Genomic DNA, 18,971 nt, shown 5'->3' with positions numbered 1-18,971 from the left:
CGTTATTTCAAGTATCATTTGCCTATTTTTTACGATTAAAAAGGAAATAGCAATGAAATGTAAGCGTTTAAATGAAGTTTTGGAACTTTTACAGCCTTATTGGTCTAAAGACCCGGATTTGAGCTTAATGGAAATTTTGCAAAAAATTGCCAATGAATCAGGTTTCCAAAAGCCATTAAATGAATTAACTGATGAAGTGATTATTTATCAGTTAAAAATGGATGGTACCGATAAACATGAGCCAATTCCTGGTCTCAAAAAAGATTACGAAGAAGATTTTAAAACCGCATTGCTCCGTGCTCGCGGTATCATTAAATAAGAAGGAAAGTAAATGAAAAAAGTATTACTTGCGTTAGGTTTAGGTATCAGCACGCTTATGTCTGTAAATAGTTTTGCCGCAGATTTACAAGAAGGCAAACAATATGTTCAAGTGAGTCAACAGGCTTCACAGCAAAAAGAAGTGATTGAGTTTTTCTCATTCTACTGTCCGCATTGTTACGCCTTTGAAATGGAATACAAAATTCCACAACAAGTCGCAGATGCTTTACCAAAAGACGTGAAATTTAAACAATATCATGTGAATTTCTTAGGTCGCCAGTCTGAAAACTTAACGCGTGCTTGGGCGTTAGCAATGGCATTGGGGGCAGAAAGTAAAGTAAAGGCACCATTATTTGAAGCGGCCCAAAAGGATGCTTTGAAATCAATGGATGATATTCGAGCTATTTTCTTATCGAATGGTATAACTGCCGAGCAATTTGATGGTGGCATTAATAGTTTTGCAGTGAATGGTTTAGTCAATAAACAAGTAAACGCCGCAGAACAATTTAAAGTACGTGGCGTACCTGATTTTTATGTAAATGGTAAATTCCGTGTAAACCCTGAAGGGTTAAATTACGATGATTTCGTGAAAGATTATGTGCAAACCGTAAAAGGTTTATTGCAAAAATAACGAAAAATTGGTTTAATGCCTGCCCTATTTTGTAAATATTAATGAAAGAAGAGAGAATATTATGGCTGCAAGTTTTAGCGTAACGCGTCGTTTCTTTGACGACAAAAACTACCCACGTGGTTTTTCCCGTCACGGTGATTACACAATCAAAGAATCACAGGTGCTTGAGCAATATGGCCAAGCGTTCAAAGCACTAGACTTAGGGGAACGTGAGCCAGCGACTAAAGAAGAAAAAGATTTCGTCGCTTTTTGCCGTGGTGAGCGCGCAGCAGAGACTTTCTTTGAAAAAACTTGGAATAAATATCGTACTCGTATTAACACTAAAAAACGTGTTTACACCTTATCTGGTGATGTGAGTGAAGCTGCCTCTGGCGGTGAAGATTATTCCGGTGAATAAGATACGTTAAATAAGGCAGGCGGAAGTCTGCCTTTTGTTTTTGAATAGCTTGTGAAATCTCGCGTAATTCACAGCTGATAACTTTATTCTCCTATCTTTGTATGAACGATTCGTCTTCATACACCCTATAAATACTAATTTCTATGCAATTACCGATTTCTCAATACAACGAACTGCTACAAAAAAAACTTGAAAAATTAACTGCACTTTTGCGCCCTTTCAATGCGCCGGATATTCAAGTTTTTGACTCTCCAACAAGTCATTATCGTATGCGTGCGGAGTTTCGTATTTGGCACGAGCAAGATGATTTTTATCATATTATGTTTGATCAAGCGACGTTGCAGCGTTATCGCGTGGATGAATTTCCAATCGCCAGCATGCTAATTAATCGTATGATGCAAACCTTATTACCTTTGTTAAAACAACAAGAAGTGCTACACAAAAAATTATTCCAAATTGATTACCTTAGCACCTTGAGTAATAAGATTATTGTGAGCTTGCTTTATCATAAAACACTCACTGAAGAATGGGAAAGTGCGGCTAAAAATCTAAAAGATTTACTCGAAAAGCAAGATTTTGATGTGCAAATAATCGGGCGTGCAAGTAAACAAAAAGTCTGTTTTGAGCAAGATTATGTGGACGAAGTTTTACCTGTGAATGGCAGAAATTATGTTTATCGCCAAGTCGAGAATAGTTTTACGCAGCCAAACGCAACAGTAAACTGCAAAATGCTTGAATGGGCAATTGATTGTACCCAAAATAGCGAAGGTGATTTATTAGAACTTTACTGCGGAAACGGTAATTTTTCTATCGCACTTGCACAAAATTTCCGTAAGGTATTGGCAACAGAAATCGCCAAACCTTCCGTAGCCGCCGCACAGTTTAATATCACTGAAAATAAAGTAGATAATTTACAAATTATCCGTATGTCGGCAGAAGAATTTACGCAGGCTATGAATGGGGTTCGAGCCTTTAATCGCTTGAAAGGGATTGATTTAAAATCTTATGAATGTAATACCATTTTTGTCGATCCACCTCGCGCAGGGCTTGATCCTGATACAGTGAAACTTGTACAAAATTACGATCGCATTTTGTATATTTCCTGTAATCCACATACGCTGTGCGATAACCTTGTTGAACTTTCAAAAACGCACCGCATTGAAAAAGCTGCGTTATTTGACCAATTCCCTTACACTGACCACATGGAAAGCGGCGTATGGCTCATTCGCAAGTAGGTATTCAACTAATTTCTGAATCTCCAGAAAAAACATTAGCAGAATTGACCGCACTTTGTGCTGAACATCATATTATTCATAATGAACAAAGCCCACTTGCGCTTGTTCAAACCGATGACCGTTTAGAATTGCGCAAATTAGATGAACCTAAACTCGGGGCGGTTTATGTTGATTTTGTTGGTGGTACAATGGCTCATCGTCGTAAATTCGGTGGTGGTCGCGGTGAAGCTGTAGCGAAAGCAGTTGGGATTAAAGGTTCGGAATTGCCAACGGTTATTGATGCAACAGCAGGTCTAGGGCGTGATGCCTTTGTGCTAGCCTCGATTGGCTGCCAAGTTCGTTTAGTTGAACGCCATCCTGTTGTTTTTTTACTTCTGCAAGATGGTTTAAATCATGCTTATCAAGATGAGGAAATCGGCGAGATGTTGCAACAAAATTTGCGCTTGCTGAATGTTCACCATATTAATGAACTTGATCCTAATAGCGATTATGCCGATGTGGTTTATCTCGATCCAATGTATCCGCATAAACAAAAATCTGCACTAGTAAAAAAAGAAATGCGCGTCTTCCAGCATTTAGTTGGAGCAGATTTAGATGCCGATGAATTGCTTTTACCTGCACTACAATTAGCTAAAAAACGTGTGGTTGTGAAGCGTCCTGACTATGCGGAATTTCTTGGTGGAAAACAACCGCACTTTAGCCGTGAAACGAAAAATCATCGCTTTGATATTTATATGGGACAAGCGGCTACGCCCGCTTTTGGAGAAGAAAAATAATGCTAAGAGAAAGTGCGGTTGTCATCAGTTATGAAAATGGCATTGCCAAAGTGAAATGCCAATCCCAAAGTGCTTGTGGCCAATGCGCAGCTAAAAACAGTTGTGGAACATCAAGCCTTTCAGAATTAAACGGTAAACGTGGCGAGCATATTTTTAATGTGAAAATATTAATGCCATTACGCGAAGGTCAAATTGTTGAAATTGGATTAGAAGAAAAGTCGATGTTGTTATCGGCATTATTGATGTATGTTGTACCACTTTTGACCTTATTGATTGCGACGATGTTGTCTGATTACATTAGCGATAATGAAATCCTGCGTGCAATTTTAATCTTTGAATTAACCGCACTTTCTTTCATTTTTGTAAAATCTTATAGCAGAAAATTAGGGCAGCAAACAGAGTTTCAGCCTGTTTTATTGCGCGTATTGTCTTAAGTTTTTTATTCGCTTTTTATTATTTCTGCGATCTAGATCGCAAACTATAAAGCTAGTTGAGAAATTCCCTTTCTATTTCAGCAAAATTTCTCTTTTATTCATCGGAGAAACTATGCTGAATTTATTTAAATTACCCATTGAGAAAAGCTCTTTATAGGCTTGGTCAAAACTTAGTGATGATGTGGCAAAAGTTGCTATTCTAGCAATGCCTGTTATACTTTATGGCGAGCAACCGCTTTTCTTAAAAGGATTAAATATTAGTTTTTTGCTCATTATTGCTTATGCTTGCCTTGTGATGGGGCGTAAATTTCGTCAATTAATGGAGGGAAAATAATATGTGGCTTACTATAGGGCTTGGCATTGTTGCTCTTCTTGCTATTGGCGGACTTATTTTTGCCAATTATGTAGCAAAACATTCTTAATTTATTAACCCCGATCTTTCGGGGTTTTCCGTATCTAAAGTGCGGTGATTTTTAAGGTTATTTTTATGAACAATCAGATTCCTTTACTTGGAATTACCGGTTATAGCGGTAGTGGTAAAACAACATTATTAGAAAAACTTATCCCAGAACTTATCGCTCGTCACATTCGCGTTTCAGTGATTAAACATAGCCATCACAATATGCAAGTTGATAAGGAAGGAAAAGATAGTTGGCGTATGAAAGAGGCGGGTTCTTCTCAAGTCATTTTAGCGAATGATGAACGCTGGGCGATCATGACGGAAACGCCAAAACCTGTTTCATTGGATTATTTAGCACAACAATTTGACCGCACTTTAACTGATTTAGTGTTGGTAGAGGGGTTTAAACAAGAGCCAATTCCAAAGATTTTGCTCCATCGTCAAGAAATGACAAAACCTTTACCCGAAATTGACGAATATGTGCTCGCAGTTGCAACGAATTATCCCCTTGAAATTGACCGCACTTTGTTGGATATTAACCGCATTCCGCAAATTGCCGATTTTATTGAAAATTGGTTGCACCATTTTCACGGAGCACGATGACTGAATCCAATGCCTATCGCGGTTTAGCTTGGGTAGCAGCAATGGCGCTTTTTATGCAAAGCCTCGATGCGACCATTCTAAATACAGCTTTACCCGCGATATCTTCCGATTTACATAAACCCGCTTTTGAAATGCAAATGGCGATTATTGCTTATTCTTTAGCCGTTGCATTATTTATTCCTCTTACCGCTTGGGCAGCTGCAAAATTTGGGACATTGACCGTTTTTCGCGCTGCAGTGTTGACGTTTATTTTTGGTTCTATTGCTTGTGCTGCAGCTCCTAATTTAGAAAGTTTAATCTTAGCCAGAGTGATTCAGGGGATAGGTGGTGCCTTTATGATGCCAGTGGCGCGTTTAGCTATTATTCAAGCTGTCCCGAAACAACAATTAGTTAATGCTTGGAATTTAATGGCAACTGCAGGTTTGATCGGACCCATTCTAGGGCCTATTTTAGGTGGATGGTTAGTCATTCACGCCAGCTGGCACTGGATTTTTTTAATTAATATTCCAATTGGTGCACTAGGGATTTTGGCATCGGGCAGCGTGATGAGTAACATCAAAGGAGAAGCTGAGAAACTAGATTGGACAGGTTTTTTACTGTTTGCATTGGGGTTAGTTGGCATCACGCTTGGTTTGGATTTACTCGGTGAAAGCCAGCATAGTGCAATTGCAACCTATAGCGTATTAGTTGTTGGTGTTCTGTTACTCGTGGCGTATTGTAGCTATGCCAAAAACAATGAAGATGCCATTTTACCTTTATCTCTTTTCCGCACTCGTACATTCAGATTAGGCATCATTGCCAATATGTTTATCCGATTATCTGCATCTGGCGTTCCCTTTTTATTGCCTTTGATGTTCCAATTATCTTTCGGTTACAGTGCTGAAATGTCAGGCTGGCTATTAGCACCGATTGCGTTAATTTCTGTGATTTTGAAAATATTAATTGGACGAATTTTAAATCGTTGGGGCTATAAAACAACGCTAATTTCATCCGCACTTTTGATGGCTGGCTCTGTGATTTCAATGGCTTGGTTAGATCAACAAAGTTCTCTGACTTGGATTATTTGTAATCTTATGTGGTATGGCGCTTGCATGTCGATAATTTTCACTTCAATTAATACGTTGACTGTAGGCGATCTTTCAAAACAACAGGCAGGCACAGGTTCTACAGTATTAAGTATTGTGCAGCAAGTTGGGATTGGATTTGGTATTGCTATTTCATCGATAATTCTAAATCTCTATAGACATTTCTTTAGCGCAAGTGATGGTTTACAACAGGCTTTTAGTTATACTTTCTTAACCTCATCACTTTTTGCAATCGCCTTAGTTTGGTCGCTTATGAAATTACATAAAAATGATGGCGATCATTTACGGAAGAATCCTTAGATTAATTTGTTATAATCCATAGAATTTTTTTATTTAAAAAAAGCGACATTTGCTTATATCTTATTAAACATTTATTTTAGATAGGATTTATCTAGCATCTTGGTTATATGACAATGCTCGAATAAATCCCTGCCAACAAAGTGAGGAACTATCATGAAGCTAAAAGCAACACTAACTCTTGCAGCTGTAACACTTGTATTAGCAGCTTGCGATCAATCAGGTTCAGCAAATAAACCGACCGCACAAGCTGAAACCAAATCTGCATCTAACAATACTTTCGTTTACTGTACAGCAAAAGCACCTTTAGGGTTTAGCCCTGCACTTGTAATGGAGGGGACATCTTATAATGCCAGTTCACAACAAGTGTATAACCGCTTAGTTGAATTTAAAAAAGGCTCAACGGATATTGAACCTGCTTTAGCTGAAAGCTGGGAAATCAGCGATGATGGTTTAACTTATACATTCCATTTAAGAAAAGGTGTTAAATTCCATACAACAAAAGAATTTACCCCAACACGTGATTTTAATGCGGATGATGTCGTGTTTTCATTCCAACGTCAGTTAGATCCAAATCATCCATATCACAATGTATCTAAAGGGACTTATCCATATTTCAAAGCAATGAAATTCCCTGAGTTGTTAAAATCTGTGGAGAAAGTAGATGACAACACAATTCGTATTACCTTGAACAAGAAAGATGCGACTTTCTTGGCTAGTCTTGGTATGGATTTTATTTCTATTTATTCCGCAGAATATGCTGATGCAATGCTGAAAGCAGGTAAGCCAGAAACAATTGATAATCGCCCAGTGGGGACGGGACCATTTGTTTTTGTTGATTACAAAACAGATCAGGCAGCCCAGTATGTAGCAAACGAAAACTATTGGAAGGGTAGAACACCATTGGATCGTTTAGTTATCAATATTGTGCCAGATGCGACAACACGTTATGCAAAATTACAGGCTGGCTCTTGTGATTTAATTTTATTCCCGAATGTAGCAGATTTAGCAAAAATGAAAACAGATCCAAAAGTACAACTTTTGGAACAAAAAGGTTTGAACGTGGCGTATATTGCATTCAATACCGAAAAAGCACCGTTTGATAATGTCAAAGTTCGTCAAGCGTTGAATTACGCAGTGGATAAAAAAGCGATTATTGAAGCGGTTTACCAAGGCGCAGGTACACCAGCTAAAAATCCACTTCCTCCAACAATTTGGAGTTACAACGATGAAGTTCAAGATTATCCGTATGATCCAGAAAAAGCAAAACAACTTTTAGCAGAAGCAGGTTATCCAAATGGTTTTGAAACTGATTTTTGGATTCAACCTGTTGTACGTGCATCTAACCCAAATCCAAAACGTATGGCTGAACTTATTATGGCGGATTGGGCGAAAGTAGGTGTAAAAACCAATCCTGTTACCTATGAATGGGCGGATTATCAAAAACGTGCGAAAGCGGGTGAGTTAACTGCTGGTATCTTTGGTTGGTCTGGTGATAATGGTGATCCTGATAACTTCTTATCTCCATTATTGGCAAGTTCTAATGCGGGTAATTCCAATATGGCTCGCTTTAAAAATCCAGAGTTTGATGAATTACTAGATAAAGCAATCGGATTAACAAATAAGGAAGAACGCACCGCACTTTATAAACAAGCGCAAGTTATCATTCATAATCAGGCACCTTGGATTCCAGTTGCGCACTCTGTAGGTTTTGCACCGCTTAGTCCACGCGTAAAAGGCTATGTACAAAGCCCATTTGGCTATGATGCTTTCTATGGCGTGAGTGTTGATGGTAAATAATTAATACCACTTCAGTTCTTTTAGGCCCTTATTTCGTAAGGGCCTTTTTATTTAAAATGTTATTATTTTGTGAAAAATATGTTAAATATATTTTACTTGAGTATAATGCTCAACATTATTCCTCACGGAAGAGAATCCGTAGAATAATGAGATTAATCGTAAATATAAGGAACAAAAATGGATTTCAATAGAATTATCACTCACATGAATGATCATCACCAAGATGATATGGCTGCTCTTTGTAAAAAATTTGGTGGCGAAAAGGAAATCACGGATGTGACATTAGTTAATGTAGATTTTGGTGGTTTAGATTTTAAATATAATGATGGCAAAACATTACGCGTGGAATTTCCACAACAAGCTGACGAAGGTTCAATTAAGCAAGCAATAATCAATCTTTGTGTAGAAAATAAACCAGTTGCAAATTACGATCGTATAAAAGCTAAAATTGATGAATTTCGTCAAGAGTTTAAAAGCTGTGTGCTTGCCACTTTAGATAAAGATGGCTTACCGATGGCATCTTATGCGCCAATTATTTCGCTTGGTGGAAAATATTATATTTATATCAGTGCCATTGCAGAGCATTATGACAATTTAAAACGCAATCCGAATCAAGCGGAAGTGATGTTTTTAGAAGATGAAAGCAAAGCGAAATCGATTATTGTACGTACTCGTTTACGTTACAAAGCAAGTGCACGTTTTATTCCTCGTGAAGATCCAATTGTTGAAAAGGTCTTAGATAAATTAGCCGAAACTATGAATGATGTAGGCGGAATTAAAACGATTCGTGAATTTACTGATTTTGATTTAGTTGAACTTACATTTGGAACAGGTCGTTTTGTAAGAGGTTTTGGCCAAGCTTATTTGATTGATGCTAATGGGGAAATTTCTCATATTGGTGTCAAAGGTAATCCACATGAAAAAGATAGAGCATAAAATAACTAGTATTTTCTCATTAAATAATATGGAATAATTTTCATACATAAAGTTAAGAAATACCTGTTTATTAATTTATATAATAAACAGGTATGTATATAAGATTATATTGCATATCCTACATTTAAGAAAATTACCTTTTATTGTATGTAGCTTGGTAAGTAAGGTATTTTATTTTGCTCCCGCGGAAAACTCGAATCCCCAGCCGTAATATTGGCTACAATCTGCATGTCCATTAAAGAAGTTAATGTCTTTACGAACTGACATCTGAGAATCATCAAAGTCAATGCTTGCAATCGCACAGAATGTGCGAGGATCAGTTTGTTTCCCCATTTCAACAACGATTTCAGGCTGGTTAGGCACTTTAACGGTTACTACGGCATCAGACTCGGCCCATTTAGCAGCCCCCTCATAAATGAAACAATAGATAACCAAACGACGTAGATCTCTGATACCTTTTGGGTTGACTAAAATATTTTCACCTTCGGCTGAGCTGCCATTCCGATCATCTCCACAATGCCATACCCAAGGTGCTTGGCTATAACATCCTTGGCGTGTTAGACGTTCTCTTGACCCGCCACGGCCTTTGGAAAATTGCAAACCGTCAATAAGTGAAGCTGTTCCGTCTTGTAACTCCCAGTAACACCCAAGATCTAAATCAATCTCTTTATTTGAACCAAATAAGCTACTGAAGAAACCAGAGGGTTTTTGTTGAGTCCAATTTAAGTTAATAGTAATTTGCTGATCAGTTGATTTCGATAAATCAATTTTATGCGAATCACCTTTTTTTTCTAAAGTAATTTTATTTAATGAAACCATTTTTCACTCCAATTAACCAACATTTACACCATATTGTTGACAAAGTGAATATAATCCCCCTGTATATCCTTGACCAATTGCACGAAATTTCCATTCACCGTTATGACGATAAATTTCACCAAACACCATTGCTGTTTCGGTGCTGTAATCTTCAGAAAGATCAAAACGAACAATTTCATCACTAGTATCATTATTAACAATACGTACGAATGCATTGCTGACTTGACCAAAATTTTGACGACGAGCTTCTGCATCGTGAATAGTTACAGTAATAAAAAGTGATTTGATATTACTTTCTACTTTGTCTAAGCGAACTATCACGCTTTCATCATCACCATCTCCATCACCGGTGAGGTTATCGCCAGTATGCTCTACACCACCACAAGGTGAAACTAATTGATTATAGAAAATAAAATGTCTATCAGAAGGCACTTTACTATTTTCTGTTGCCATAAATACACTTGCGTCTAAGTCAAAGTCTTGCCCATCAGTTGAACGAGCATCCCACCCTAAACCAACCAATACATTTTTTAAGCTCGGATCGGTTTTACTTAATGAAACGTTTTGACCTTTGGTTAATGAAATTGCCATATTATAATTCTCCAGTTATTATTAGGTTAATAAATCTTATGCACCAGTCATTTGAACAACGATAAGCCGTCCGCCTTCGCCTTTTTTCAAAAGAATTTTGGCGCCTTCCTCGAGTTTCACTTTTCCACCAATAGGAATAGATTGTTTAGTATTGACATCTACCATATCAGTCAGATTTTCGTTCACAAGCCACCAATTTCCTTGATATAACACGAAATATCCAATGCGTTTTGCATCCTCCACTTTTAATTTCTCATTCGGGAAAATACGATTATCTGAATGCCATTTGAAAAGTGATTGCCCGCTGTAGACCATAATTCTGTGATTATCAGGACGATAACTACCATTTGGTGCAGAAGAATATAAATTTAACACGGGCAATTTACCTTGATGTGCTGTGCCACAAAACGGACATTTAGGCGATTTAGAATTATCAAAAGCATACCATTTCTGTTCACAATTAGCGCCTTGACAAGGCTGAAGCAAATCTACTGTTTTGACTAATGCCTGTTCCCATTCATCTGCTGTCGGGCGAGCAATAGGATTATGCAAGCCGTCAATAAAAGCTCGTTTAAATAATTCGCTTAAATAAGGGCCAGTAATGGTATAAGGCATTTTTTGTGTGTCTTTCCAAGGCTGTTCGCTAGGTTTAACATTCCCTACTTTTATACGATTAGAATGATCAGTTGGGTGTTCAATGAATAACGCCTTTTCTCCCATTCCTAATTCTTCATCACGCTGGCTATCATTCATATCAAAGACTTTATCTCCCCGAAGTGGATGGCGATAAAGTAAATACATATAAATCAAAACAGCTAATGCGTGTAGATCGGTGGTTCGACTTGGTAATTTACGTTTCGGATCACTTTTGTCTAAATGTTGAGTTGCCACTACTTCAGGTGCAATAAAATCAGGTGTTCCCACCACTGTTGGTGGATGTTTCCCCGGCACAACTAAGCCGTCAATATCAATTAAACTTGCTTGACCAGTTGTTGGATCGATTAAGCAGTTTTTGTAACCTAAGTCACTATGACTTAATCCGGCCATATGCATACGGCGAACGGCACGAGCCAGCATCAAGCAGACTTTCAGATGCAACATCCAATCACCTAACTCTCGCGAGTCAAGAAACTTATTGCGATTAGATGCACTGGCGAACCATTTACCATCTTTATCTTTGCCTTTAATGCCTAACATATCGTTATTACGGCTGCCATATTGGAAGAAAAAGCAATCACGATAAAAAGGGCTAACCACACCGAGCTTGCCTTGATATTCCACTACAGCGGTAGGCCAACAGAATAATTTTTTAAGATATTCGCCACCTTCTTGATTAAAGATCTTTTCGCGGTAAGTTCCTGTTATCATTTCTAACCGCTCTTTCGTGGCAAGATCAGCAGGTTCACGGAAGAATGCAACAACATAATCTTTATTAGGTGAGAACATCACATCTTTCATTCCGCCTTGGGCTTTGATTTCATCAACAAATTGAATAGTTTCACCATTTGTTGCAGTGAGCGTGATAACTTTACCCATTATTCAGTTCCTTTTTGAAGTGGTATGTCACTTGCTTTCTGGAGCGTGATTGTTTTTGTTTCATTGTTCTGAGTAATGTTGATAGTTCTGACTTTTTCATTAGCAAATTCTTGATTATTTTCAGTCGCTTGTAGAACTATCTCATTCACTATTCTTGACTCTTCCTTCAAGATTTCATTGCTCATTGATGTATAAGTCATTCCCTGCCATTCTGACTGCGGAATAAATATCGCTAAAGTGCGATCATCGTGCTCTCCTTTTGAGAAGAAATCTAGCCATTCCTCTAAGGCTTTTTCTGGTTGCTCTTTTTGTAATGGTTCACGTAATTCTTGCCAAAATGTTTGCCAAGCCTCAAAGGTGTTAAGCTGTACATCACTATGAAATTTAGGATCGGAAACGCCATCTGTCATTAATATCAGGATTGGAGGATAATCACGAATATCTGTATAAATGCGTGCGGTGATTTTTTCCGCATTGGCTTCAGCTAAGGTTAAAAATTGGGTTTCACCTGAATATTGTCCTGAGTCCACCTCACCCAATAATTTGATTTTTTGTATAGCGGTATCAAAGATTGCAGCTGCACCATCTCCCACCCAATAACAAGCAGTGAACCATTTCCCATCGATTAAAGGTAATGTAAACGCAAGCAGTAATGTGCAAGAAAGAGATTTCTGTTCAATAACATAATCTTTTGCTGCTGTTTCTTGGGCAAGATAAGCGGCTTGAACCGCTTCTTTAAACATCACTTTGGTAATATAAGCGAGTTCTTGTTCGTTTTTTTGGGAAAGTTTTTGGTAGTCCTTACCTTCAATATTCAGTAACTCAAAAAATTTATCTTTTGCGGCCTCTACAGCTAGTTTTGAGCCTTGGCGAGAAAATTCTGCACTTCCTGCACCGTCAGCAACAGCAATGAAATGAAATTTTGATTTCTCGTGATAGCCGATAGTAAAATCATCATCGCAGCACGTTCCTTTCATTGCGTGAGTACGTCCGCGCATACGTGCTGCGATTAATTGTCCTAAGTCTGTGGAAATCTGGCTACTTGCACTATCTGGTTTCCAAAAACGGCTATTTTTATCGGAAGGAATGTTCTTCCATAAATATTTCGGATTAGGATTGATAAAAAGGGTTGAGTGTGCTGTATTACCGTCAGTAAGTTGAAAAGTCAGTAAAAATTCACCGCTCTTTATCGGTACACCATCTAATGCTTGGGCTTCTACATTCCAAGCTAATCCAAGGTCCTCTTCGACTTTTAGAGATTGAATTGTAGGGAAATCATTGGTTTTTTGGTAAAAATAAGGTTCATCTTGTTTTGCATTTGGCAATGTAATGATGAGCTCTTTTTTATATACTGGTGTTGTTTCTGTTGGTTGAATGGTCAACATATTATTTTCCAATGATGTTATATTTTTAGCTTCCTGAAAACGTTGCCATATTTCACAAATATGGGATATTAATGTCTGATTTTGACTGGCAAAGGCATCAAGATATTTTTCATCAGCCTGATTTAACCAAGATTTTATTTTTTCTAATTGTTCGGTTGCATTCATCCCTAGCCCCTTGCACGCGTAATATCAAAATCAGCACCGTCTGCTTCATCATTAAAATACAAGGTTTCATTACAACCAGGGCAGACGACTTCTTTTTCGCCGTTAGCACAGAAAATTTGCCCACAGTTGCACATACACAAACCAAAAGCAGCTCCACAATGGGGACAACCGCCACTACCCCATAATTGTGAAGTAGAAATTTGGCTGTGATTTGGCCGATGATCAGACCAATCTGCGTAATCTTTTTCAGCTGGGTAAACACCAACATATTGAAAAATCGAATTATCAAGCGGACTGTTTTCAAGCCGTTCATATTTCATTAAATAAGGCAATTTCACCTTGCTACATTTACCCACGATGATTGCATAATTTTCATCTAAAGCGACCACTTGCTCTTTTTCTTTAATCAAAGAAATCGCACCGCTTTCTAAAATTTCTTTATTCAGTGATATAGGCAATTCCACACCCAGCGAGCGACTTTGACTTAGAATGGAATCCGCAACAGATTCACATAAAGCACGGTAAACTTTTTCTATATCTTCATCATCTAGTTGATAGGTTAAATCACTAATTTCACTTAATGTATCAAGGTTGGCAAATTTACCAATGCCAATATTGATTAGCTTCGCTTTATTTTGAAAATGGTGTTTCCAGCGAGAAATAGCTTGTGCAGGATCATCTGTTGGCGAACCGTCTGACATAATGTAAATCAATGGTTTCCAATCGCCTTTTTTCTCTGGCGTACTACGCACAATATCTTTTTCTAAAGAATCCATTAAATGATTTAGTGCTGCACCAATAGATGTTCCAGAACCAATCGGCAAACGAGGCGGGTAAAAACTCATTAATTCCGTTAATGGTGCAAGCGTACCAGCCGCCCCAGCAAATGCGATCACAGAAAGATAAACAGATTCTAACGCGTAAGGATCACGGCGAAGTTGATTAACCAAGCGGCTAATGCCTTCTTGCATTTGACGAAGATTTTCGCCAGCCATACTTTCGGAGATATCAACAACAAGATAAACAGGTAAACGACGCATAATTTCTCCTAAAATACAAGAGTGATTTCATCAGGTGGAGGCGGGAGAGCATTGCTTGTTGAGCCCACACTGACACTGGTTTGAGCAACCGAAGCAGAAACCCATTGGAAGAACTGTGCAAAGCTATTTGCATCCATTGTATCGAGTGATACAACGGTATCCGTTAATTTTTTTAAGATGTTTGGATCCGCTTTTGGACCTGCTGCACAAGCGACAATGTTGCCAAAATTTAAGGCTTTAATTTGTGGAATGGCGAGTTCATAAGCTAATGTATCGGAAGGTTTTCCGTCTGTGAGTAAAATTAAAATCGGTCGCCAATCGCCTTTTTGTTCAGATGTAGCAAGAATACGATCTTTTTTAACCGCTTGTGAGATTTCTTCTAACATTTTGCCAAGAAAGGTTGCCCCACTATCAGGGCAACTAATGGTCGGCAATACCACATCTTCAAGTGCGGTTAATGGCAGCACATTTTTGATTTGAGTATCAAATGTTGAAATGGAGAGATACACACTTTCTAACGCATAAGGATTTTGTCGTAAGGCGGAAAGCAGTGATTGCAAACCAACATTCACTGCTTCAATTGGTTCGCCTTTCATCGAGCCTGATGTATCAATACAAATATAAGTGAGTAGTCTTCTAGACATATCTACTAACCACCTAAATTATAAAACAATATTTAATTCTGCTGGTGGTGGAGGAAGTTCACCTAATCCGCTTACATCTTTTTTGTTGAGATCTACTTTTTGACTTGATACAGAAATAGAGGCAGATACCCATTTAAAGAAGGCTTTAATAGAGTTGGCATCTGCGGTATCTAATGACACTACACTTTCTGTAATTTGTTTTAATACATTGGTATCTGCTCCAGCGCCTGCCGCACAAGCCACAAAAGTTCCTGTTTTCACTGTTTTTAATGCATTAATTCCTTTCTGCAAATCGTCAGTTGGTACACCATCTGAAAGTAAAAATACAACTGGTTTCCAGTCACCTTTTATTTCTGCAGATCCTTTTTGTACCTCGCGATTGATACAATCTGTAAGTAAACTTAACGCTTCGCCCATTGATGTTAAGCCTGATGCTTCAATAATTGGAAGCTGAAAGCTCATTAGCTCCGTTAGTGGTGTAACTTGTTTGGCTTTGCTATCAAAAGTAATCACAGATAGATAAGCCGTTTCTAATGCGTAAGGATCTTGACGCAATGCAGAAACTAGCATTTGTAAACCATTACGCACAGATTCAATAGCCTCGCCCATCATTGAGCCAGAAGTATCGACTAATAAATAAACAGGTAAACGACGCATAAATTTCTCCTAATAGCAATTTTGTGTTGGTATCCCATTTTTACGATTTAGTTCCATTGCAGCTTCACAAGCAGAACGTGATTGTTTTCCTGCGCAATTTTGATTAAACCAATTTATCATTTGTGAATGTTGAGCTATTTTTTGGTTATAAGCATTTACTGATGCACTCGAATATTGATCAACATAAGTATTTTGAAGTGAATCACCTAACCATTTTGATTGGTTATAAATTTCAACACATTTCTCCATTTGTTCATCACTAATAACCGGAACATGCCCCCTCGTAGAAGATGTTGGTGGGGCAACATAATATTGATTAGCCATTGTATTAATGGAAATTAAACCGATTGAAAGTAGTATTAACTTTTTAGTAACCATATAGATTATTCCTGTTCTTTGTCAGGGAAAATAAATGAAGCAATAACTCCTATTAGCAAAACACCTAATACAATATAAAGACTTACGTTTGCTGGAATATGAATACCTGTATCAAATACCGCATGATTCCAAGATTGAATTCCCATTTTGATACCAATAAAGAACAATAAGGCAATGACAGCTTTTTCGAGGTGAACAAGATATTTTGTGAGTGCAGCAAGAATAAAATAGAGACTACGTAATCCTAGAATCGCGAAAATCATTGCAGCATAAACGAGTAATGGTTCTTGAGTAACAGCAATAACAGCAGGTACTGAGTCAAAGGCAAATGCTACATCGGATGTTTCAATAGTCATTAAACATAAAAATGCAGGCGTTGCGTAACGAAAACCTTGACGAGTAACGGAAACTATTTGATCTGCATTTAATTCGTTATTTTTTACAAAGAATTTTTCTTGCATTAGTTTTGGGAAAACAGGCATTATTTTCCCTACCAAACGAACACTCCAGTGATGAGTATAGTCTTCGATTTCTTCTTCATTATCATCTCCGCCTCGTAACATTTTCCAACCACTCCAAAGTACAAATGCAGCAAAGATAAATCCAATCCAAGGACTGGCGGCAAATAATCCTGTTCCAATCACAACGAAAATAGCTCGGAAAATCAATGCGCCTAAGATTCCCCAATAAAGAATACGGTGTTGAAGGTGATCTTTGATACCAAAAGATGTAAAGATCGCAACAAATACCATCAAGTTATCAATGGATAAACTTTTTTCAAGTACATAACCGGCAAGATAGAGATCTGCCCATTCCGGCTCAAAGCGGAAATAAAGATAAAAGTAGAACGATAATGCCAATGAAATCCAAAAAATTGACCAAAGCGCGGCATTTTTTACGGTAATTCCTTTACTATGTCGGTGAGAAACTAAGTCAATATAAATTGAGAATAAAATTGCACAGAAGAAAACAACCAAAACCTCGAAAGGAAATCCAAAATGATGCATAGATGAAACCTAAAACAAAAATCTATAAACCAACACAGTTTATATAAAAACCTAAATGGTTTACAAGATCTTTTTGGATTTCGTCATAATTATTTTCATTATGAAAATATTAAGTGAAAAAGAAAAATTTAGTGCACGTTTAAAACTAGCTCTTTCAGCAATGGCTATGCAGAATTTGAAGACAAGTGAAATAGCAACTAAATTTAATTTACAACACCCAAATGAGTCTGTTACTCAACAAGCCGTACATAAATGGCTTAATGGTTTGGCTATTCCATCAATGGATAAAATTGAAACATTATCTAAGTGGTTATCAGTTAAACCAGAATGGTTGCGTTACGGTGTGGATGATAATGAAAAAATGACAATGTTAGATGAAGTTTTGTTGAAGATGATTATTGGACTATCGGAACAGCAAAAATCAGCATTAATTGCTTTTATTAGTTCTTTTCAAAATAAACTTTAATCAAAATTATACACAATGAGAGCGGTAAAAATTATATAGATTTTTCACCGCATTTTATTTTCATTAAGGACAAGGTTTACTCACCATGATTTCAATAACCTGTCTGTCGATATGTTGCATGCTTTTTGATGCAATAGCACAGAGATTATCAATAGTTCGATCAAGATCATGTTCGACAATACCTTCATTGCCAGTAACGTGAGTCTCATCCATTGCCATAAGTACCGATTTATAGCCTGAAGCAACGCTGGTGGAGACTTTCATGGCACAGCTATTGGCTGCACCATCACAGATGATGCCACTAATATCGCCAATCATACTGCAAATGCCCATGCTGGCTGTTTCAAATTTGCCTGTGAGTAAATACGCAATGCCAGCGCAACTTCCCATTGATGCTGTAGTTACAGCACAAAGTGCGGAGAGTTTTGGTAATTTACTATGAATATAAATGGCCATTAAGTGTGATAAGAAAAGTGCGCGGATTCGTTTTGCCTCACTCACCTTGAGATAATCTGCAACAATGACAACAGGCATCGTTGCAGCGATCCCCTGATTGCCGGAACCAGAATTGCTCATCGCTGGCAAAGTTGCTCCGCCCATTCTTGCATCTGATGCGGCGGTGGTTTCAATCATAATTTTGCTTAGCAAATCATCAGAAATTAAACCGCTACCCACTTGTTTTCTCAATGTGCGGCCAATATGCAACCCATAATTTTCTCGCAAACCTTCATCTGAAAGTGCCCGATTAAGGTCTGCAGCTTGACTAATAAAACGAATTTTTTCTAATTCAACCGCATTGGAAAATTCAAAAATCTCGCGTGCACTAATTTGTTTAAAAACCTCATAAGGATCGCAATGAGTACATTCATCTTCCACTTTCTGAAAAATGATTTCACCATTTTTTTCGATCAAAATAACATTGGTATGCTGATCTTGAATTGCTACTTTCACGTAATCATTATCGGCAAACAATGTTGATTCTGAATATAAAATATGTTCGGTTTGATGAATATCTACACTCACTAATTTTTGTTCAAGCATAGATTTAGCGGCAGTAACTTGCTCTGGCGTAATATGTTTTAATACTTCCAAACCGCCATCTGGATTACCGCCTAATGCGCCAATTGCCGCAGCAATAGGTAATCCCACCATGCCTGTTCCTGGCACTGCAACACCCAATCCATTTTTCATGAGATTAGGTGAGACTTTAGCTTCAATGCGTTCAGGTGTTTTGCCCAAATATTTCGCTGCTGTAGCAGATGCGAGCGCAAGAGAAATAGGTTCGGTACAGCCTAGGGCTGGCACAACATCATGTTTAACGATGTGGAGTAATGGTTTTTCAATTTCGTTAAGTCTTTCTTGATTCATAAA

21 protein-coding genes and 1 pseudogene are annotated in these 18,971 nt (G+C 37.8%); 12 read left to right on the top strand and 10 right to left on the bottom strand.

Translation table 11 applies throughout. The annotated features are described in order from the left end of the window. The first annotated feature begins 52 nt into the window (after positions 1 to 52). The 11 genes and pseudogenes from DV428_RS08970 (at position 53) to DV428_RS08920 (ending at position 8,912) form a co-directional block, all read left to right on the top strand. Positions 53 to 319 (top strand): YihD family protein, encoded by a 267-nt coding sequence (locus tag DV428_RS08970; RefSeq protein ID WP_005631120.1) that lies wholly within the window; start codon positions 53 to 55, stop codon positions 317 to 319. Positions 320 to 331: 12 nt separating this feature from the next. Continuing rightward, entirely contained in the window at positions 332 to 949 is a 618-nt protein-coding gene (dsbA, locus tag DV428_RS08965; protein ID WP_114909469.1) for a thiol:disulfide interchange protein DsbA, read from the top strand. Between the two features lie 61 nt (positions 950 to 1,010). Beyond that, positions 1,011 to 1,346, top strand: a complete 336-nt coding sequence (locus DV428_RS08960) for a MaoP family protein (RefSeq protein WP_005626449.1) — start codon at positions 1,011 to 1,013, stop codon at positions 1,344 to 1,346. A 143-nt stretch (positions 1,347 to 1,489) separates the two neighbouring features. Next, positions 1,490 to 2,581 carry a tRNA (uridine(54)-C5)-methyltransferase TrmA gene (gene trmA / locus DV428_RS08955; protein ID WP_114909468.1) on the top strand — a complete coding sequence of 364 codons (1,092 nt, stop codon included), beginning with the start codon at positions 1,490 to 1,492 and terminating at the stop codon, positions 2,579 to 2,581. Continuing rightward, entirely contained in the window at positions 2,563 to 3,357 is a 795-nt protein-coding gene (locus DV428_RS08950; protein ID WP_114909467.1) for a class I SAM-dependent methyltransferase, read from the top strand. The genes trmA and DV428_RS08950 overlap by 19 nt, the downstream gene beginning before the upstream one ends. Then, positions 3,357 to 3,791 carry a SoxR reducing system RseC family protein gene (locus DV428_RS08945; protein ID WP_114909466.1) on the top strand — a complete coding sequence of 145 codons (435 nt, stop codon included), beginning with the start codon at positions 3,357 to 3,359 and terminating at the stop codon, positions 3,789 to 3,791. Before DV428_RS08950 ends, DV428_RS08945 begins: the two co-directional genes overlap by 1 nt. A gap of 112 nt (positions 3,792 to 3,903) precedes the next feature. Continuing rightward, positions 3,904 to 4,125: pseudogene (locus DV428_RS08940) on the top strand (hypothetical protein). A 153-nt stretch (positions 4,126 to 4,278) separates the two neighbouring features. Further along, positions 4,279 to 4,794, top strand: a complete 516-nt coding sequence (gene mobB, locus DV428_RS08935) for a molybdopterin-guanine dinucleotide biosynthesis protein MobB (protein ID WP_032828329.1) — start codon at positions 4,279 to 4,281, stop codon at positions 4,792 to 4,794. Beyond that, positions 4,791 to 6,179: an MDR family MFS transporter gene (locus tag DV428_RS08930; RefSeq protein ID WP_114909465.1), complete on the top strand. Its 1,389-nt coding sequence runs from the start codon at positions 4,791 to 4,793 to the stop codon at positions 6,177 to 6,179. Before mobB ends, DV428_RS08930 begins: the two co-directional genes overlap by 4 nt. 153 nt (positions 6,180 to 6,332) lie before the next feature. After that, on the top strand, positions 6,333 to 7,976 hold the full coding sequence (locus tag DV428_RS08925) for an ABC transporter substrate-binding protein (RefSeq protein WP_114909464.1): 1,644 nt from the start codon (positions 6,333 to 6,335) through the stop codon (positions 7,974 to 7,976). A gap of 177 nt (positions 7,977 to 8,153) precedes the next feature. Next, entirely contained in the window at positions 8,154 to 8,912 is a 759-nt protein-coding gene (locus DV428_RS08920; RefSeq protein ID WP_114909463.1) for a HugZ family heme oxygenase, read from the top strand. Positions 8,913 to 9,083: 171 nt separating this feature from the next. On the opposite strand, the gene DV428_RS08915 is transcribed toward DV428_RS08920, so the two are convergent. Genes DV428_RS08915 through DV428_RS08875 form a run of 9 tightly spaced genes read right to left on the bottom strand, consistent with a single transcriptional unit; the run spans position 9,084 to position 17,134 of the window. Next, positions 9,084 to 9,731, bottom strand: coding sequence for a stress protein (locus tag DV428_RS08915; protein ID WP_114909462.1), 648 nt, complete (start codon positions 9,729 to 9,731; stop codon positions 9,084 to 9,086). Positions 9,732 to 9,743: 12 nt separating this feature from the next. Further along, the gene (locus DV428_RS08910; protein WP_114909461.1) at positions 9,744 to 10,322 is read right to left on the bottom strand and encodes a TerD family protein; all 579 of its coding nucleotides are present in this window, start codon (positions 10,320 to 10,322) and stop codon (positions 9,744 to 9,746) included. A 36-nt stretch (positions 10,323 to 10,358) separates the two neighbouring features. Beyond that, the gene (locus tag DV428_RS08905) at positions 10,359 to 11,858 is read right to left on the bottom strand and encodes a helix-hairpin-helix domain-containing protein (protein WP_114909460.1); all 1,500 of its coding nucleotides are present in this window, start codon (positions 11,856 to 11,858) and stop codon (positions 10,359 to 10,361) included. Next, positions 11,858 to 13,408: a PP2C family serine/threonine-protein phosphatase gene (locus DV428_RS08900; protein ID WP_114909459.1), complete on the bottom strand. Its 1,551-nt coding sequence runs from the start codon at positions 13,406 to 13,408 to the stop codon at positions 11,858 to 11,860. The genes DV428_RS08905 and DV428_RS08900 overlap by 1 nt, the downstream gene beginning before the upstream one ends. Before the next feature lie 2 nt (positions 13,409 to 13,410). After that, entirely contained in the window at positions 13,411 to 14,448 is a 1,038-nt protein-coding gene (locus DV428_RS08895) for a TerY-C metal binding domain-containing protein (protein WP_114909458.1), read from the bottom strand. Between the two features lie 8 nt (positions 14,449 to 14,456). Beyond that, the gene (locus tag DV428_RS08890) at positions 14,457 to 15,092 is read right to left on the bottom strand and encodes a vWA domain-containing protein (protein WP_114909457.1); all 636 of its coding nucleotides are present in this window, start codon (positions 15,090 to 15,092) and stop codon (positions 14,457 to 14,459) included. An 18-nt stretch (positions 15,093 to 15,110) separates the two neighbouring features. Further along, positions 15,111 to 15,749, bottom strand: a complete 639-nt coding sequence (locus DV428_RS08885) for a vWA domain-containing protein (protein ID WP_114909456.1) — start codon at positions 15,747 to 15,749, stop codon at positions 15,111 to 15,113. Positions 15,750 to 15,758: 9 nt separating this feature from the next. Beyond that, positions 15,759 to 16,127, bottom strand: coding sequence for a hypothetical protein (locus DV428_RS08880; protein ID WP_039851547.1), 369 nt, complete (start codon positions 16,125 to 16,127; stop codon positions 15,759 to 15,761). Positions 16,128 to 16,132: 5 nt separating this feature from the next. Next, positions 16,133 to 17,134, bottom strand: a complete 1,002-nt coding sequence (locus DV428_RS08875; RefSeq protein WP_114909455.1) for a TerC/Alx family metal homeostasis membrane protein — start codon at positions 17,132 to 17,134, stop codon at positions 16,133 to 16,135. A gap of 100 nt (positions 17,135 to 17,234) precedes the next feature. Between DV428_RS08875 and DV428_RS08870 the strand changes: the two genes are divergently transcribed. Next, complete coding sequence (locus tag DV428_RS08870) at positions 17,235 to 17,600, top strand: transcriptional regulator (protein ID WP_114909454.1); 366 nt, start codon at positions 17,235 to 17,237, stop codon at positions 17,598 to 17,600. A 63-nt stretch (positions 17,601 to 17,663) separates the two neighbouring features. Here the strand turns inward: DV428_RS08870 and DV428_RS08865 are convergent, their stop codons facing one another. Further along, entirely contained in the window at positions 17,664 to 18,968 is a 1,305-nt protein-coding gene (locus DV428_RS08865) for an L-cysteine desulfidase family protein (protein WP_114909453.1), read from the bottom strand. Between the last annotated feature and the right edge of the window lie 3 nt (positions 18,969 to 18,971).

The sequence above is a fragment of the Haemophilus haemolyticus genome, assembly GCF_003352385.1.
Lineage (GTDB): Bacteria > Pseudomonadota > Gammaproteobacteria > Enterobacterales > Pasteurellaceae > Haemophilus > Haemophilus haemolyticus_I.
This window is presented reverse-complemented; position numbering and strand designations above follow the sequence as displayed.

Bases quoted from the DNA above. Each gene is read 5' to 3' on its own strand.
- DV428_RS08875 (WP_114909455.1), bottom strand. From the start codon at position 17,134: ATGCATCATTTTGGATTTCCTTTCGAGGTTTTGGTTGTTTTCTTCTGT.
- DV428_RS08930 (WP_114909465.1), top strand. From the start codon at position 4,791: ATGACTGAATCCAATGCCTATCGCGGTTTAGCTTGGGTAGCAGCAATG.
- DV428_RS08905 (WP_114909460.1), bottom strand. From the start codon at position 11,858: ATGGGTAAAGTTATCACGCTCACTGCAACAAATGGTGAAACTATTCAA.
- DV428_RS08945 (WP_114909466.1), top strand. From the start codon at position 3,357: ATGCTAAGAGAAAGTGCGGTTGTCATCAGTTATGAAAATGGCATTGCC.
- trmA (WP_114909468.1), top strand. From the start codon at position 1,490: ATGCAATTACCGATTTCTCAATACAACGAACTGCTACAAAAAAAACTT.
- DV428_RS08890 (WP_114909457.1), bottom strand. From the start codon at position 15,092: ATGTCTAGAAGACTACTCACTTATATTTGTATTGATACATCAGGCTCG.
- DV428_RS08900 (WP_114909459.1), bottom strand. From the start codon at position 13,408: ATGAATGCAACCGAACAATTAGAAAAAATAAAATCTTGGTTAAATCAG.
- dsbA (WP_114909469.1), top strand. From the start codon at position 332: ATGAAAAAAGTATTACTTGCGTTAGGTTTAGGTATCAGCACGCTTATG.
- mobB (WP_032828329.1), top strand. From the start codon at position 4,279: ATGAACAATCAGATTCCTTTACTTGGAATTACCGGTTATAGCGGTAGT.
- DV428_RS08865 (WP_114909453.1), bottom strand. From the start codon at position 18,968: ATGAATCAAGAAAGACTTAACGAAATTGAAAAACCATTACTCCACATC.
- DV428_RS08920 (WP_114909463.1), top strand. From the start codon at position 8,154: ATGGATTTCAATAGAATTATCACTCACATGAATGATCATCACCAAGAT.
- DV428_RS08870 (WP_114909454.1), top strand. From the start codon at position 17,235: ATGAAAATATTAAGTGAAAAAGAAAAATTTAGTGCACGTTTAAAACTA.
- DV428_RS08915 (WP_114909462.1), bottom strand. From the start codon at position 9,731: ATGGTTTCATTAAATAAAATTACTTTAGAAAAAAAAGGTGATTCGCAT.
- DV428_RS08970 (WP_005631120.1), top strand. From the start codon at position 53: ATGAAATGTAAGCGTTTAAATGAAGTTTTGGAACTTTTACAGCCTTAT.
- DV428_RS08950 (WP_114909467.1), top strand. From the start codon at position 2,563: ATGGCTCATTCGCAAGTAGGTATTCAACTAATTTCTGAATCTCCAGAA.
- DV428_RS08960 (WP_005626449.1), top strand. From the start codon at position 1,011: ATGGCTGCAAGTTTTAGCGTAACGCGTCGTTTCTTTGACGACAAAAAC.
- DV428_RS08885 (WP_114909456.1), bottom strand. From the start codon at position 15,749: ATGCGTCGTTTACCTGTTTATTTATTAGTCGATACTTCTGGCTCAATG.
- DV428_RS08880 (WP_039851547.1), bottom strand. From the start codon at position 16,127: ATGGTTACTAAAAAGTTAATACTACTTTCAATCGGTTTAATTTCCATT.
- DV428_RS08925 (WP_114909464.1), top strand. From the start codon at position 6,333: ATGAAGCTAAAAGCAACACTAACTCTTGCAGCTGTAACACTTGTATTA.
- DV428_RS08910 (WP_114909461.1), bottom strand. From the start codon at position 10,322: ATGGCAATTTCATTAACCAAAGGTCAAAACGTTTCATTAAGTAAAACC.
- DV428_RS08895 (WP_114909458.1), bottom strand. From the start codon at position 14,448: ATGCGTCGTTTACCTGTTTATCTTGTTGTTGATATCTCCGAAAGTATG.